The organism is Streptomyces sp. NBC_00647 (genome assembly GCF_045207245.1).
Classification (GTDB): Bacteria; Actinomycetota; Actinomycetes; order Streptomycetales; family Streptomycetaceae; genus Streptomyces.
The window spans coordinates 3932438-3945424 of sequence record NZ_CP109040.1 but is presented as its reverse complement, the minus strand read 5'-3'; the positions used below and the strand labels follow the sequence as shown (position 1 = coordinate 3945424).

Annotated in this window: 12 protein-coding genes and 2 tRNA genes; 10 read left to right on the top strand and 4 right to left on the bottom strand. The window is 68.9% G+C overall.

The genetic code is table 11. From position 1 onward, the window contains the following. Positions 1 to 1488 carry an amino acid permease gene (locus OG788_RS17300; RefSeq protein WP_406371818.1) on the bottom strand — a complete coding sequence of 496 codons (1488 nt, stop codon included), beginning with the start codon at positions 1486 to 1488 and terminating at the stop codon, positions 1 to 3. A 259-nt stretch (positions 1489 to 1747) separates the two neighbouring features. Between OG788_RS17300 and OG788_RS17295 the strand changes: the two genes are divergently transcribed. Next, positions 1748 to 2242: a ribose-5-phosphate isomerase gene (locus OG788_RS17295; RefSeq protein WP_406371816.1), complete on the top strand. Its 495-nt coding sequence runs from the start codon at positions 1748 to 1750 to the stop codon at positions 2240 to 2242. A gap of 47 nt (positions 2243 to 2289) precedes the next feature. Beyond that, a complete protein-coding gene (locus tag OG788_RS17290) occupies positions 2290 to 3099 on the top strand; it encodes an Fpg/Nei family DNA glycosylase (RefSeq protein ID WP_406371815.1) in 810 nt (269 codons plus the stop codon). A gap of 3 nt (positions 3100 to 3102) precedes the next feature. On the opposite strand, the gene OG788_RS17285 is transcribed toward OG788_RS17290, so the two are convergent. Next, the gene (locus OG788_RS17285; protein WP_351548193.1) at positions 3103 to 4332 is read right to left on the bottom strand and encodes a GNAT family N-acetyltransferase; all 1230 of its coding nucleotides are present in this window, start codon (positions 4330 to 4332) and stop codon (positions 3103 to 3105) included. A gap of 171 nt (positions 4333 to 4503) precedes the next feature. On the opposite strand from OG788_RS17285, the gene OG788_RS17280 reads away from it, so the two are divergent. Both OG788_RS17280 and OG788_RS17275 read left to right on the top strand, forming a co-directional pair. After that, positions 4504 to 5676, top strand: coding sequence for a PP2C family protein-serine/threonine phosphatase (locus OG788_RS17280; RefSeq protein WP_266758744.1), 1173 nt, complete (start codon positions 4504 to 4506; stop codon positions 5674 to 5676). A 62-nt stretch (positions 5677 to 5738) separates the two neighbouring features. Further along, positions 5739 to 6194: an HD domain-containing protein gene (locus OG788_RS17275; protein ID WP_356752662.1), complete on the top strand. Its 456-nt coding sequence runs from the start codon at positions 5739 to 5741 to the stop codon at positions 6192 to 6194. Positions 6195 to 6321: 127 nt separating this feature from the next. Here the strand turns inward: OG788_RS17275 and OG788_RS17270 are convergent, their stop codons facing one another. Further along, positions 6322 to 7497 carry an acyltransferase family protein gene (locus OG788_RS17270; RefSeq protein ID WP_406371813.1) on the bottom strand — a complete coding sequence of 392 codons (1176 nt, stop codon included), beginning with the start codon at positions 7495 to 7497 and terminating at the stop codon, positions 6322 to 6324. 645 nt (positions 7498 to 8142) lie between these two features. Between OG788_RS17270 and OG788_RS17265 the strand changes: the two genes are divergently transcribed. Together OG788_RS17265 and OG788_RS17260 are read left to right on the top strand one after the other, a co-directional pair. Further along, positions 8143 to 8337 (top strand): hypothetical protein, encoded by a 195-nt coding sequence (locus OG788_RS17265; RefSeq protein ID WP_016435177.1) that lies wholly within the window; start codon positions 8143 to 8145, stop codon positions 8335 to 8337. A 198-nt stretch (positions 8338 to 8535) separates the two neighbouring features. After that, positions 8536 to 8982, top strand: a complete 447-nt coding sequence (locus OG788_RS17260) for an NUDIX domain-containing protein (protein WP_406371812.1) — start codon at positions 8536 to 8538, stop codon at positions 8980 to 8982. Between the two features lie 113 nt (positions 8983 to 9095). Here the strand turns inward: OG788_RS17260 and OG788_RS17255 are convergent. Then, positions 9096 to 9169: transfer RNA gene (locus OG788_RS17255), tRNA-Gly, on the bottom strand. A gap of 151 nt (positions 9170 to 9320) precedes the next feature. Between OG788_RS17255 and OG788_RS17250 the strand changes: the two genes are divergently transcribed. From OG788_RS17250 to OG788_RS17235, 4 genes are all read left to right on the top strand, one after another. Beyond that, positions 9321 to 9397, top strand: a tRNA-Pro gene (locus OG788_RS17250). 202 nt (positions 9398 to 9599) lie between these two features. Beyond that, positions 9600 to 10973, top strand: coding sequence for a trigger factor (tig, locus tag OG788_RS17245; RefSeq protein WP_406371810.1), 1374 nt, complete (start codon positions 9600 to 9602; stop codon positions 10971 to 10973). A 465-nt stretch (positions 10974 to 11438) separates the two neighbouring features. Continuing rightward, positions 11439 to 12044: an ATP-dependent Clp protease proteolytic subunit gene (locus OG788_RS17240; RefSeq protein WP_328558268.1), complete on the top strand. Its 606-nt coding sequence runs from the start codon at positions 11439 to 11441 to the stop codon at positions 12042 to 12044. 117 nt (positions 12045 to 12161) lie between these two features. Then, on the top strand, positions 12162 to 12842 hold the full coding sequence (locus tag OG788_RS17235) for an ATP-dependent Clp protease proteolytic subunit (protein ID WP_266758730.1): 681 nt from the start codon (positions 12162 to 12164) through the stop codon (positions 12840 to 12842). The last annotated feature ends 145 nt before the right edge of the window (positions 12843 to 12987 follow it).

Below are 12987 nucleotides of genomic sequence, written 5' to 3'. Positions count from 1 at the left end.
TCAGGCGCCGACCTTGGCCTGGGTCTCGTCGCGGGACTCGTCCGCGAGCGTCCGCGCGGACGCCGGGGCACCCGCGCCCAGCTTCTGCCGGACGAAGGCGACGGCCAGCACGATCGCCGCGACGAGCAGCGACAGCAGCACGGTCTCCCGGCCGTCGTGCTCGGTGTCGGTCAGCATGTAGCCGAGCACGAAGACGATCATCGCGGCGGTCGCCCAGGTCAGGTACGGGTAGAGCCACATCCGCACGACGAGCTTCTCCGGCGCCTCGCGCTGGATGATCTTCCGCATCCGCAGCTGCGAGAAGCAGATGACGAGCCACACGAACAGGGCCACCGCACCCGAGGAGTTGACCAGGAAGAGGAAGACCGAGTCCGGGAACTTGTAGTTGAAGAAGACGGCGACGAAGCCGAACACGACCGAGACGACGATGGCCGTCATCGGCACACCGCGCCGCGTGGTCCTGGCGAACCCCTTCGGCGCGTCCCCCCGCTGGCCGAGCGAGAAGGCCATGCGGGAGGCGGTGTAGAGGCCGGAGTTGAGGCAGGACAGCACAGAGGTCAGCACGATGAAGTTCATGATCTGACCGGCGTGCGCGATGCCGAGGGAGTCCAGGGCGGCGACGTACGAGCCCTTGTCCTCGATGGCCGGGTCGTTCCACGGCAGCAGGGCGATGACCACGAGGATCGAGCCCAGGTAGAAGACGGCGATACGCCAGATGATGCTGTTCGTCGACTTGGTGACGGCCCGCTGCGGGTCCTCGGACTCGCCGGCGGCGAGGGTCGCGATCTCGCTGCCCATGAAGGAGAAGACGACCAGCAGAACACCGGTGAGGATCGAGCCGGGGCCGTGCGGCAGGAATCCGCCGTGGTCGGTCAGATTCCCGAACCCGGCCTTCTCGGCGTCGACACCGGGCAGCACGCCGAAGATCGCGAGGCCGCCGACGACGATGAACGCGCCGATCGCCACGACCTTGATGCCGGCGAACCAGAACTCGAACTCGCCGTACGAGCCGACGGAGACCAGGTTGGTGGCCGTCAGGACCACCATCACGATGAGTGCCCAGCCCCACTGAGGTACGGCGGGCACCCATCCTTCGAGGATGTCCGCGCCGGCGGTGGCCTCCACGGCCAGCACCACGACCCAGAAGAACCAGTACAGCCAGCCGATGGAGAAGCCGGCCCAGCGGCCGAGCGCGCGGTCGGCGTGCGCGGAGAACGAGCCCGAGGTCGGGTTGGCGGCGGACATCTCACCGAGCATCCGCATCACCAGCACCACGAGCGTGCCGACGAGGGCGTACGAGAGAAGGATGCCGGGGCCCGCGGTGGCGATGCCGGCCTTGGAGCCGACGAAGAGCCCTGCGCCGATGACGCCACCGATGGCGATCATCGACAGATGACGGTTCTTGAGTCCGGCCTGGAGGCCGCCTCCGGGTTCTCCGGGGCCTCCGGGGGCCTGTGCGGCCTTCGTGGGGGTCGGCTGCGAGGTCATGAGGGGGATTCCTTTGCGCCGGATGAGCAGATTCCCGTACGGAGTGCCCATCCCGTACGAGCGGTGTACGGGGCACGCACTCACCCGAGGTATGGGGTGGTGTACGAGTCGGTCCAGTGAAACGGAGGCAAAGGAATTCGTGAACCTTTGAATCCAGATCGTTACTTGAGGTTTCCTTGAGGTTCTGTAGGATGGGTCACGTTTTTCAGGCGCAGCCCCCGGCGAGGCCGATCCGAAACGGGCGTGTCACACTCGGACCATGCGCGTGTATCTCGGCTCCGATCATGCCGGTCTCGAACTGAAGAACCACCTCGTCGAGTGGCTCAAGGCCGCCGGCCATGAACCCGTCGACTGCGGGCCCCACATCTACGACGCCCTGGACGACTACCCGCCGTTCTGCCTCCGCGCCGCTGAGCGCACCGTGGCGGACCCGGGCGCCCTCGGCATCGTGATCGGCGGCTCGGGCAACGGCGAGCAGATCGCCGCGAACAAGGTCGCCGGCGTACGGGCCGTACTCGCCTGGAGCGAGGAGACCGCGGCGCTGGGCCGCGAGCACAACAACGCCAACGTCCTCTCCGTCGGCGCCCGTATGCACACCCAGGAAGAGGCGACGAAGTTCGTCGAGACCTTCCTCGGCACCCCCTTCACCGGCGAAGAGCGCCACGTCCGCCGCATCGAGATGCTCGCGGACTACGAGAAGACCCGGGAGCTCCCGCCGATTCCGGCCCACCACCCGCAGCAGCCGCAGGCGTAGCACCGACGGGCCGACGGGCCGCAGGACGAGAGACAGCAGGAGGACCGGTGCCCGAGGGGCACACCATTCACCGGCTCGCCGAGGACTACCTCGGCGCGTTCGGTGGCCGCGGCGTCCGCGTCACCAGCCCCCAGGGCAAGTTCAGTGACGCCGCGGCCCTCCTCGACGGCTCGGTCCTGACCACGTCGGAAGCCCACGGCAAGCACCTGTTCCTCGGCTTCCGCGCGGCGGAGTGGATCCACATCCACCTGGGCCTGTTCGGCAAGGTCGGCTTCGGCGGCACCCCCGCCCCGCCGCCCACGGACACCGTCCGTCTCCGCCTCACGAACGAGACGGCGTACGTCGACCTGCGTGGCCCCACCACCTGCGCCCTGATCACGGACGACGAGAAGCACGCGATACACGACCGCCTCGGCCCGGACCCGCTGCGCCCGGACGCCGACCCCGCGGCCGCCTACCGCCGGGTCTCCCGCAGCCGTACGACGATCGCCGCCCTGCTGATGGACCAGAAGGTCATCGCGGGCGTCGGCAACGTCTACCGCGCGGAGGTCCTCTTCCGGCACGGCATCGATCCGTACCGTGCGGGCAAGGACCTCGGCGCGAGGGAGTGGGACGCGGTCTGGGCCGACCTCGTGGACCTCATGCGCGAGGGCGTCCGCAACAACCGCATCGACACCGTCCGCCCGGAACACACCCCCGAGGCGATGGGCCGCCCGCCGCGCGTGGACGACCACGGCGGCGAGGTCTACGTGTACCGCAGGGCGAACCTGCCCTGTCACATCTGTGGCGGCGAGATCCGCACCGCCGATCTCGCCGCCCGCAACCTGTTCTGGTGCCCGGCCTGCCAGAAGGCCTGAATTCTAGAACCCGTGCGGCAGCCAGGGCGCGACCACCGAGGTGAACGCCATCGACGTCTCGGCCAGCGCCCCCTGCCGCAGCTCACGCACCCGTCCCCCCGCCGCGAGCGAGGACAGCGACACCCCACCGAGGTAGACCGCGGCCAACTCCCGTACGGACAGGGAGAGATCGGGGGTGTCCTCGGTCCGCACGCACGAAGCGCCCTTCGCGTCACCGGTGAGCCGCCAACGCCCCTCGTTCCAGGGGCAGAAGGAGTCCTCGACCTCGAACACGACGTCCACCGGGGCCTGATAGGTCCGTGCCTCCAGCGCGGCGCCGACATCGACGAGCCGTACATGCAGCGAGTCCTTCATCCGCAGCTGACAGCGGCGGATGTCGGAGACCAGGTACTGCCAGGCCTCGTCCACGGGGCGGCCCCGGGTCCGCAGCGTGGACGTCAGGTCGATGCCGAAGAGGAACCGCCACAGCGCGGCCCGCACCGCGGGGTCCAGTCCCTCCAGGTCGTCCATCATCACCGTCCCGTTGTGCCCGGACGGTCCCCAGTCCGGCTTGACCCGGAAGCGTGTGTAGCCCACGACCTCGCCGTCCCGCTCGGCGACCACGCACTGCAACGGCGAGGCGCCGTTCCGCTCGCCCTCCGGGTCGAGCACCCCGAGCCGCTGCCAGCCGGGCTGGCGGGCCAGCATCCCGGGACGCTCCGCCACGAGGCGGGCGTACACCGCCTCGCACGCGTCCAGCGCGTCCCTGGGCACCGCGTAGCGCAGCCGTACGTCGTCGGTCCCGGGCGGCACGGACAGTCCTACCCGGCTCGTGTCGATCTCCGCGCTGATCTGCAGCGTCCCGATGTCGTAGCCGAACCGCCCGTAGATCGCCGGCTCCGACGCGGTCAGGACGGCGAGCGGCTCGCTCCCGGCACGGATGTCGTCCAGCTGGCGGCGCATCATCGCGGTGAGCACCCCGCGCCGACGGTGCGTCGCCGCGACGCTCACCATCGTGATCCCTGCCGCCGGTACGGAGGCGCCGCCCGGGACCGTGACACGGAAGGAGAAGGCCCCCGCCGTACCCACACAGCTCTCCCCGTCCCACACGCCCAGCGAACGGTCGTACTCTGTGAGCGCGTTCCACAGTTCGCGCTCCTCGGACGACTCGGCCACACCTCCGAAGGCGCGGATCAGGTTCTCGTACCACTTGTCGAAATCGGCCTGCCGCAGCACCCGAAGGTCAGTCGTCATGGCCCATGCCTACCAGGGCAATGCGGTACGAGCGAGGGAATTTCGCCCGTCCGCCGACGCCCCCAACCGGAACACGCCTGTGCAGTTCTCTGTGAAGTTGAGCGCTCGGAGGGGGGACAAGTGGGACCTCCCGTGCCAAGCACCTGGTCCGATGGATAGGGTCCCGAACTAATGGCAGCAGGACGAGAGCGGCGCGCGGAAGCCGATACGTTCACGGCCCGGTTGAAGAAGCAATGGCACCGGGCCCGCACAGGGCTGCGCAGATCCGCTGTCGACTACTTCCGCGGGGACGGTTCGGACTGGATCGCGCTGGCCGGTCTTCTCATCACGATCCCGATCATCGCCTCCACCACCCTGGTCAACTCGGTGTGGTGCTCACCCGCCGCCCTGGTCCTGCCGATCGTGGCCGGCGGCCTGCTGCTGCGCCCCGCGAGCCTGCTCGGGCTGTACGCGGCCGCCGCCACCGCGCTGATAGTCGAGTCCGTGAAGCTCGGCCCGTACACGGAGGGCCCGTCCCGGGTCACGCCGGGTGTGGTCCTGGTGGTCGCGGCCTGCGGCTTCTTCGGACTGCTCATCGCGCAGTTCCGCAGCCGGGTGGGCGTGCCCTGGCGACGCGGCGGCACCATGCTCTTCGACCTGCGCGAACGCATCCGGGTGCAGAGCAAGCTGCCGAAGCTGCCGCTGGGCTGGCACCGCGAGATGGCGCTGCGCCCGGCGGGCGGCCAGTCCTTCTCCGGGGACTTCGTCGTGGCCGCACGGACGAACGGCGGCCGGACCCTCGAAGTCGTCCTCACCGACGTGTCCGGCAAGGGGATGGACGCGGGCTCACGCGCCCTGCTGCTGTCCGGGGCCTTCGGAGGCCTCCTCGGATCGCTGCCGCCGCACGCCTTCCTGCCCGCCGCGAACGGTTATCTGCTGCGCCAGGACTGGGACGAGGGCTTCGCCACCTCGATCCATCTGGTGCTCGATCTCGACTCGGGCGACTACGAACTCTTCTCCGCCGGACACCCGCCGGGCCTGCAGCTCAGCGCGGGCAGCGGCCGCTGGGAGGAGAAGGCGGCGGAAGGCCCCCTGCTGGGTGTGTACGACGGCGCCCAGTTCGACCCGGTGAAGGGCTCGCTGCGGCCCGGGGACGTACTGATGCTGTTCACGGACGGACTGGTCGAAACCGCCGACCGGGACATCGTCGAGGGCATCGACCGGCTCACCGGCGAGGCCGACCGCTATGTCGCCGGCGGCTTCCACGGCGCCGCCTGGCATCTCATCGAAGCGGTGGCCAGGGACGTCAACGACGACCGGGCCCTCCTCCTGATCTGCCGCGAGGGCCTGACACCGGTACGCTGACCGCGCCCCACGGATTTCGGCAACGCGGCGGCAGCGGCCCGTACCGAGGAGACACTGATCCCGTGACGCAACCTCTCCTGACCCTGGCCGAAGTCGAAGCGCTCGCCCGCACGGCGCACGCCGCCCAGACCGACAAGGCCGGCCGCCCCTACGCCGAACATCTCCAGGCGGTGGCGGACGGCGTCCGCGATCGCGGCGGTGACGACGACCAGATAGCGGCTGCCTGGCTGCACGACGCCGTCGAGGACGACGCCCTCTCCGAGGACTGGCTCGGCGAAGCCGCGCTGACCCCTCGTACGAAGGACATCGTGCTGGCGCTCACCAAACAGGACGGCGAGTCCCCGGAGTCGTACGCGCGGCGCATCCGCACCACCCGGGGCGCCCTCCTGGTCAAGGCGTCCGACCTCGCGCACAACGCCGACCCGAACCGGCTCGCGGTCCTCGACGAGCACACCCGGGCCCGCCTGACGAAGAAGTACGCGACGATGCGCGCCCTGTTGGGGCTGCCGCCGGACTGAACCGGCGTTCTCCGCGGACTCCGCGCGCGGCGCCCTCGCGGCACGCAGAAGGGGCGGGCCCGGAGATCCGGACCTGCCCCTGTCGTATGCCCGTCGGCCACGCGCCCGTCGGCCACGCGTCGGCCGGTTACGCGTTGGCCTTCGCCCGCTCCCGTGCCAGGTCCGCCGCGTCCCGTTTGAAGGCCCACGCCATCTTCGGCTCCATCGCGAAGCGGAACACCCGCTGGACGGGCCGCGTGCACAGCACGGTCACGAGCGTGACAGCCGCGAACGTCACGCACACCTCGCCGAGCGGCTTGTGCACCCATCCGTGGTCGAACCAGCCCCAGAAGTCGGACCCCTTGATCACGAAGCCGTGCAGCAGATAGCCGTACAGCGTGCCCGCGCCGAGCGCCGTGAACCACATCTTCCGCCGCGGCACCCAGGCGAAGAAGCACGCGGTGAGCACCAGCGAGCAGCCGTAGAGGGCGAGCGTCATGACGACACCGGCCCACCAGGGAGCGCCCAGCTCCTGCGCGCTGTCGCGGTGGTAGAACCAGGTGGCGTTCATCCGGGGCGCCGCCCAGTAGCCCACGACCAGGGCCGCGGCCAGGATGGGCACCGACAGGACGCGCATCTCGCGACGGCGCACCAGCTGGAAGTGCTCGGGCTTCATGAGCAGGCCGAGAACGAAGAACGGCAGGAACTGCAGTACCCGCTGGAGGTCCAGGTCGTCACCGATCTCGGGCGAGACGGCCGCGAGCAGGGCGAGACACAGGGCGATGGGAAGCGGCCAGCGGACCACCTTCCACAGGGGGGTCGTCAGACGCCAGACGAAGAGCGCGATCAGGAACCAGGTGAGGTACCAGGGGTCGAGCAGGCTGATCTCCTGGTCGGACACGCCCCCGGCCCAGCGGTTGAACAGGGAGTACGCGGTCTCGAACAGGATGTACGGGACGACGACGCCGGTGACGAGCCGCTTCAGGCGGTCGGGGCGCATGTCGAAGCTGCGCGAGAAGTAGCCGGAGATGATGATGAAGGCCGGCATGTGAAACGTGTACACGACCGTGTACAGCGTCTCCGCGACACGGCTCTGACTTTTCAGCGGCTCCCACACGTGCCCCATGGCCACGAACGCGATCGCCAGGTACTTGGCGTTGTCGAAGAACGCGTCGCGCTGCCCGGCGGGCTTGCCGCGCGGTGCGGCACGGGTGGCCGCCGCGGTGACCGGGTGCGAGCGAGGGGCGGGCACTCCGCCCGTCAACGGCTGCGCCGGCGGGAGGGGTGATCTGTGGTGGTCGTGGGGTCGGAGCGAGTTGGTCACAGGCCCTCCCGCCAAGAACTCCGGGAGACGACCCTGGACCTCGCTGCGCGTTCGGGGGACGTGGCGGCGTGGAACATCTGAGGCACCCTAGCCTTGTCTGTGCGTTCTCGTAAAACGCCCGATGTCATTCCTGCTTATCGCCTGCGCCTACCCCGGATTTGGAGATGTGTGCCTACCGGTTCGCAAGTAGTTCCGGATACCGATTTGCTTACCGGCATGGGGCGTTCTGTCCTACTTCATACTGACTAAATGGTGCATAGCACCCGCGGGCGACTCTGGGGTTATGTCCGGTTCGGCAGGCTTTAGTTACCCGCCCTCGGCGTTCGCCGTGTGCCTGTGGCAACAATTCGAATTACCTGCGAACAAGGTGTGTGGACACGGCAACGGTCGCCCTGAATTCCCTGTGCGGCACGCCTTCGAATTGCGCTGCGCAGAGGCGCGGTTGACGTGTTCCGCGGGAGCGGGGGAGCGCGGCGCCGGTCCGTGCCGACGGGTCCCCGGACCGTTCCCGGGTCTGGGCTTGGCCAACGATGCGTCACCTGTCGCATACGAGTGGCCTGTTGGTGGCACGATGGTTCTGGCGGGGGTGTGCGGGGCTGCACCTCCGGGCCGGGAGAGCGGACCGACCGTAGGGTGTGATCAGTTGTGGCCATTTCGCTGTCAGTGGTGCTGCTGTTGGCGATCATCCTCGTGGTGCTGATCCGAGGGGGATCGATCAAGGCGGGACCTGCCATCGTCGCGGTGCTCTTCGGCTTCTTCCTCGCGTCGACCGGCATGGCTCCGTCCATCAACCGGTTCCTCAACTCGATAGCGGAGACCATCAACTCGATCAGTTTCTGAACGGGACCCGACGAAAGGCCCCATCGCCGGCCCGCGGACGTGCGCGGGACGCGCGGCCCGCTGCGTGCCGACCGATGCCGCCGACTCCACCGGCACCGGCCACGGACACCGCTGTCCCCGAAAGAGGCCACGGGGCGGACGCCCTTCCGCCCCGGAGAGACGACGGGCGGCTCCGCCCCCGAAGAAGCGGTGGTCGTGATGATGAAGGGGACGAAGGTCCGCCACAACGTCCGCGCGGTCCTGCGCGACGGGGAGCACCTGGTGTTCCTGCGCCGGGAATGGCCCGGCGGCTCCCCTTACTGCACCACCGTCGGCGGCGGCGTCGAACCCCGCGACGCCGGCCTGGAGGCGGCCCTGCGCCGCGAGGTCATGGAGGAGATCGGCGCCACCATCGGCCCGGCCGTCGAGTTCCTGACCCTGACCGAACCGGGCGGCCGGACGACCGTCGTCCGGCACTACTTCCGCGCCGATGTGCTGGACCTGGACCCGGACCGCCGCGACGGCCCCGAACTCGCCGACCCCGACACGGGCGACTTCTCCACGGTCCGCGTCGCGCCGGAGACATCGGCCCTGAGGGCGCTCGAACTCCAGCCGCCCGAACTGGCCGCCTACCTGTATGAACATGCCGAAGACTGGCGCACGTGACGGCCGACGCCCGACGGAACGGGCACGCAGCGGGCACGGACGGCTGAACGGAGCCCCGGGAAACGACTAGGGCCAGGCGGAGGAATGAACCTCTGGCCTGGCCCTACGTCATATGGAGCGGGCGACGGGAATCGAACCCGCGTAGCTAGTTTGGAAGACTAGTGCTCTACCATTGAGCTACGCCCGCACAGGGTGCGCCGCAGGTCAGCGACCGCGGCACAGAAAGCATCGTAGCGGGTCGGACGCCCACATCGCACACCCCATTCCCACTCGCGTCGGCGCTCGCGAAATGCGGCAGCCGCACTGTCTGCGGGCATGTACCCTACGTGTCGCACCGACGGGGTGTGGCGCAGCTTGGTAGCGCGTCCGCTTTGGGAGCGGAAGGCCGTGGGTTCAAATCCCGCCACCCCGACCACCGGCAGGAACCCGCCAGGGCTCCGGCCCGGACAAGATCACCTTTTGGGGCGTGTACCGCCTGCGGTTACTATGCAAGCTGCGTGCCCGTATGTCTGCAGTGTTACGTCTCTCAAGGGCCGCGAATCCGCCCAAGGCTGCGCCCGACCGGCAGCAGCACGCAGCAGAACCCCCCAAGAAGTCAGCCACAAGGAGACCGAACCGTGAAGAGCGCCGTGGAGACCCTGAACCCGACCCGGGTTCGGCTCACTGTCGAGGTGCCCTTCGAGGAGCTCAAGGACAGCCTCGACGCGGCGTACAAGAAGATCAACCAGCAGGTCACGGTGAAGGGGTTCCGGAAGGGCAAGATCCCGGCGCGCGTCATCGACCAGCGGTTCGGTCGCGGCGCCGTGCTCGAAGAGGCCGTCAATGACGCGCTCCCGAAGTTCTACACCGAAGCGGTCAACGAGGCTGAGCTGAATGTCCTCGGACAGCCCGAGGTCGACATCACCGAGCTGAAGGACGGCGAGACGCTGAACTTCACCGCCGAGGTCGACATCCGCCCGGCCATCGAGATCCCGGACTACTCCGGCATCGAGGTCGAGGTCGACGCCGTCGAGGTCAGCGACGAGGACGTCGAGAAGGCCGTCTCCGACCTGCGCGAGCGCTTCGCCTCGACCTCCCCGGTCGAGCGCGCCGCCCAGGACGAGGACGTCGTCACCCTCGACCTCGAGGCCAAGGTCGACGGCGAGGTCCTCGAGGACGGCATCGCCAGCGGTGTGTCGTACACCATCGGCTCGGGCGAGCTGCTCGACGGCATCGACGACGCCGTGAAGGGCCTGGAGGCCGGTGGCGAGACCACCTTCGCCTCCGAGCTCAAGGGCGGCTCCGCCGCCGGCAAGGCCGCCGAGGTCACCGTCAAGGTCACCCAGGTCGCCGCCCGTGAACTGCCCGAGCTGGACGACGAGTTCGCGCAGCTCGCCTCCGAGTTCGACACCCTCGAGGAGCTCAAGGCGGACAGCCGCAAGCGCCTCGAGAACATGAAGCAGTACGACCAGGCCACGCAGGCCCAGGAGCGCGTCCTGGAGAAGCTGCTCGAGCTGGTCGAGGTGCCCGTCCCCGAGAAGCTGCTCGAGGACGAGATCAACACCCGCAAGCACAACCTCGAGCACCACCAGCTCGGCCAGATGGGCCTCGACCTCGCGAAGTACCTGGAGATCCAGGGCAAGACCGAGGAAGAGTTCGACGCCGAGACCAAGGAAGCCGCGGTCAAGGGCATCAAGACGCAGTTCGTCCTCGACGAGCTCGTCAACAAGGAGAAGCTGAACGTCAACCAGGAGGAGCTCACCGAGCACCTCATGCGGCGCGCCGCCTCCTCCGGCATGTCCCCCGACCAGTTCGCCCAGGCCGTCGTCGAAGGCGGCCAGGTCCCGATGCTCGTCGGCGAGGTCGCCCGCGGCAAGGCACTCGCGGTCGTCGTCGAGGCCGCCACGGTCAAGGACACCAACGGCGAGGTCGTCGACCTCGACGACGAGGAGGACGAGACGGCCGAGACCGTCGAGGCCACCACCGAGTCCGAGGAGACCACCGAGGCCTGATCGCCTCGCTCGTAATCCTGGACGGGCCCCCGGAGACTCCGTGTCCCCGGGGGCCCGTCGGCGTACCCAGGGGCCCCGGGAACCCCCTCCAGGGGTCCCCGTCGACGTGCAGGGGGCGCGGGGATCTGCGCGGGCGACCCCCACCACGCCGCAGCCGTGTCCCGGCCCCCCCGGGCCCCTGGCGGGTGCGGCCTTTCGAGGCCGCCCGCCACGGCCCCGAGCCGGTGGCAGGAGGGCGCCCGGGACTCCGGTCGGGGCGGCGCGGCGCATGCGCTCACAGCGAACAGTTCCCTCTGCGGGATTCCCCGGACGGACCCGCGCGTTAGGGTCCATGAATACGAGGGCAGGGGAGTCCCCGGACGCCGTCGGGAGGCGGCGCGGAACCCGGGGTCCCAGGTCCCTGCAGAAGACGTGAGACGGCCCGGCGCCGTCGTAAGACGAGCAGGTGGATACGTGACGAATCTGATGCCCACAGCTGCCGGCGACCCTATCGGTGGTGGCCTCGGCGACCAGGTCTACAACCGACTGCTCGGCGAGCGGATCATCTTCCTCGGCCAGGCGGTCGACGATGACATCGCCAACAAGATCACGGCGCAGCTGCTGCTCCTTGCCGCCGACCCGGACAAGGACATCTACCTCTACATCAACAGCCCCGGCGGATCGATCACGGCCGGCATGGCGATCTACGACACCATGCAGTTCATCAAGAACGACGTGGTGACGATCGCCATGGGCATGGCGGCCTCGATGGGGCAGTTCCTGCTCAGCGCGGGCACCCCCGGCAAGCGCTTCGCCCTGCCGAACGCCGAGATCCTGATCCACCAGCCCTCCGCGGGTCTCGCGGGCTCCGCGTCGGACATCAAGATCCACGCCGAGCGGCTGCTGCACACCAAGAAGCGGATGGCGGAGCTGACCTCGTTCCACACCGGTCAGACCGTCGAGCAGATCACTCGTGACTCGGACCGCGACCGCTGGTTCGACCCGATCGAGGCCAAGGAGTACGGCCTCATCGACGACATCGTGCCCACCGCTGCCGGTATGCCGGGCGGTGGCGGCACGGGGGCGTCGTAAGCCCTTCCAGCGCCCCCGAGGGCGGCGCAGGGCCCCTTTCCGCCCCCGGGCGGCGCCGGGCGCCCAGCGGGCCCTCAGCCGACCGCTCAGCCCTTTTCAGGCTTTTCAGGAGACACAGTGAACGACTTCCCCGGCAGCGGCCTCTTCGCCCGCACGCAGGCCGAGTACACCGGTCCTCGCGCGGAGTCCCGCTACGTCATCCCGCGCTTCGTCGAGCGCACCTCGCAGGGCGTGCGTGAGTACGACCCGTACGCGAAGCTGTTCGAGGAGCGCGTGATCTTCCTCGGCGTGCAGATCGACGACGCCTCCGCCAACGACGTCATGGCGCAGCTGCTGTGCCTGGAGTCGATGGACCCCGACCGTGACATCTCGGTCTACATCAACAGCCCCGGTGGCTCGTTCACGGCCCTCACGGCCATTTACGACACGATGCAGTTCGTGAAGCCGGACATTCAGACGGTCTGCATGGGACAGGCCGCCTCGGCCGCCGCGATCCTGCTGGCCGCCGGTACGCCGGGCAAGCGCATGGCACTTCCGAACGCCCGTGTGCTGATCCACCAGCCCTACAGCGAGACCGGCCGCGGGCAGGTCTCGGACCTCGAGATCGCGGCGAACGAGATCCTCCGGATGCGTGCGCAGCTGGAAGACATGCTGGCCAAGCACTCGACGACGCCGATCGAGAAGATCCGCGAGGACATCGAGCGCGACAAGATCCTCACGGCCGAGGACGCCCTGGCGTACGGCCTGATCGATCAGATCATCTCCACCCGGAAGATGAACAACTCCGCGGTCGTGTGACGTATCGCTGTATCGTCTGCCGCTCCTTGGCACGGTTCACGACAAAGTGAACCGCGCCAAGGGGGGCCCGAACGAGGGGCTCGGCAAGGTACCGTCGGACATAAGGCAGCACCAGGAGCCGCTGGACCTAGGCGTCTCCCAGGCG

What these genes read in the sequence shown, in the direction of transcription:
- OG788_RS17300 (WP_406371818.1), bottom strand. Translation starts at nt 1,488, where the DNA reads ATGACCTCGCAGCCGACCCCCACGAAGGCCGCACAGGCCCCCGGAGGC.
- OG788_RS17295 (WP_406371816.1), top strand. Translation starts at nt 1,748, where the DNA reads ATGCGCGTGTATCTCGGCTCCGATCATGCCGGTCTCGAACTGAAGAAC.
- OG788_RS17285 (WP_351548193.1), bottom strand. Translation starts at nt 4,332, where the DNA reads ATGACGACTGACCTTCGGGTGCTGCGGCAGGCCGATTTCGACAAGTGG.
- OG788_RS17280 (WP_266758744.1), top strand. Translation starts at nt 4,504, where the DNA reads ATGGCAGCAGGACGAGAGCGGCGCGCGGAAGCCGATACGTTCACGGCC.
- OG788_RS17260 (WP_406371812.1), top strand. Translation starts at nt 8,536, where the DNA reads ATGATGAAGGGGACGAAGGTCCGCCACAACGTCCGCGCGGTCCTGCGC.
- OG788_RS17240 (WP_328558268.1), top strand. Translation starts at nt 11,439, where the DNA reads ATGCCCACAGCTGCCGGCGACCCTATCGGTGGTGGCCTCGGCGACCAG.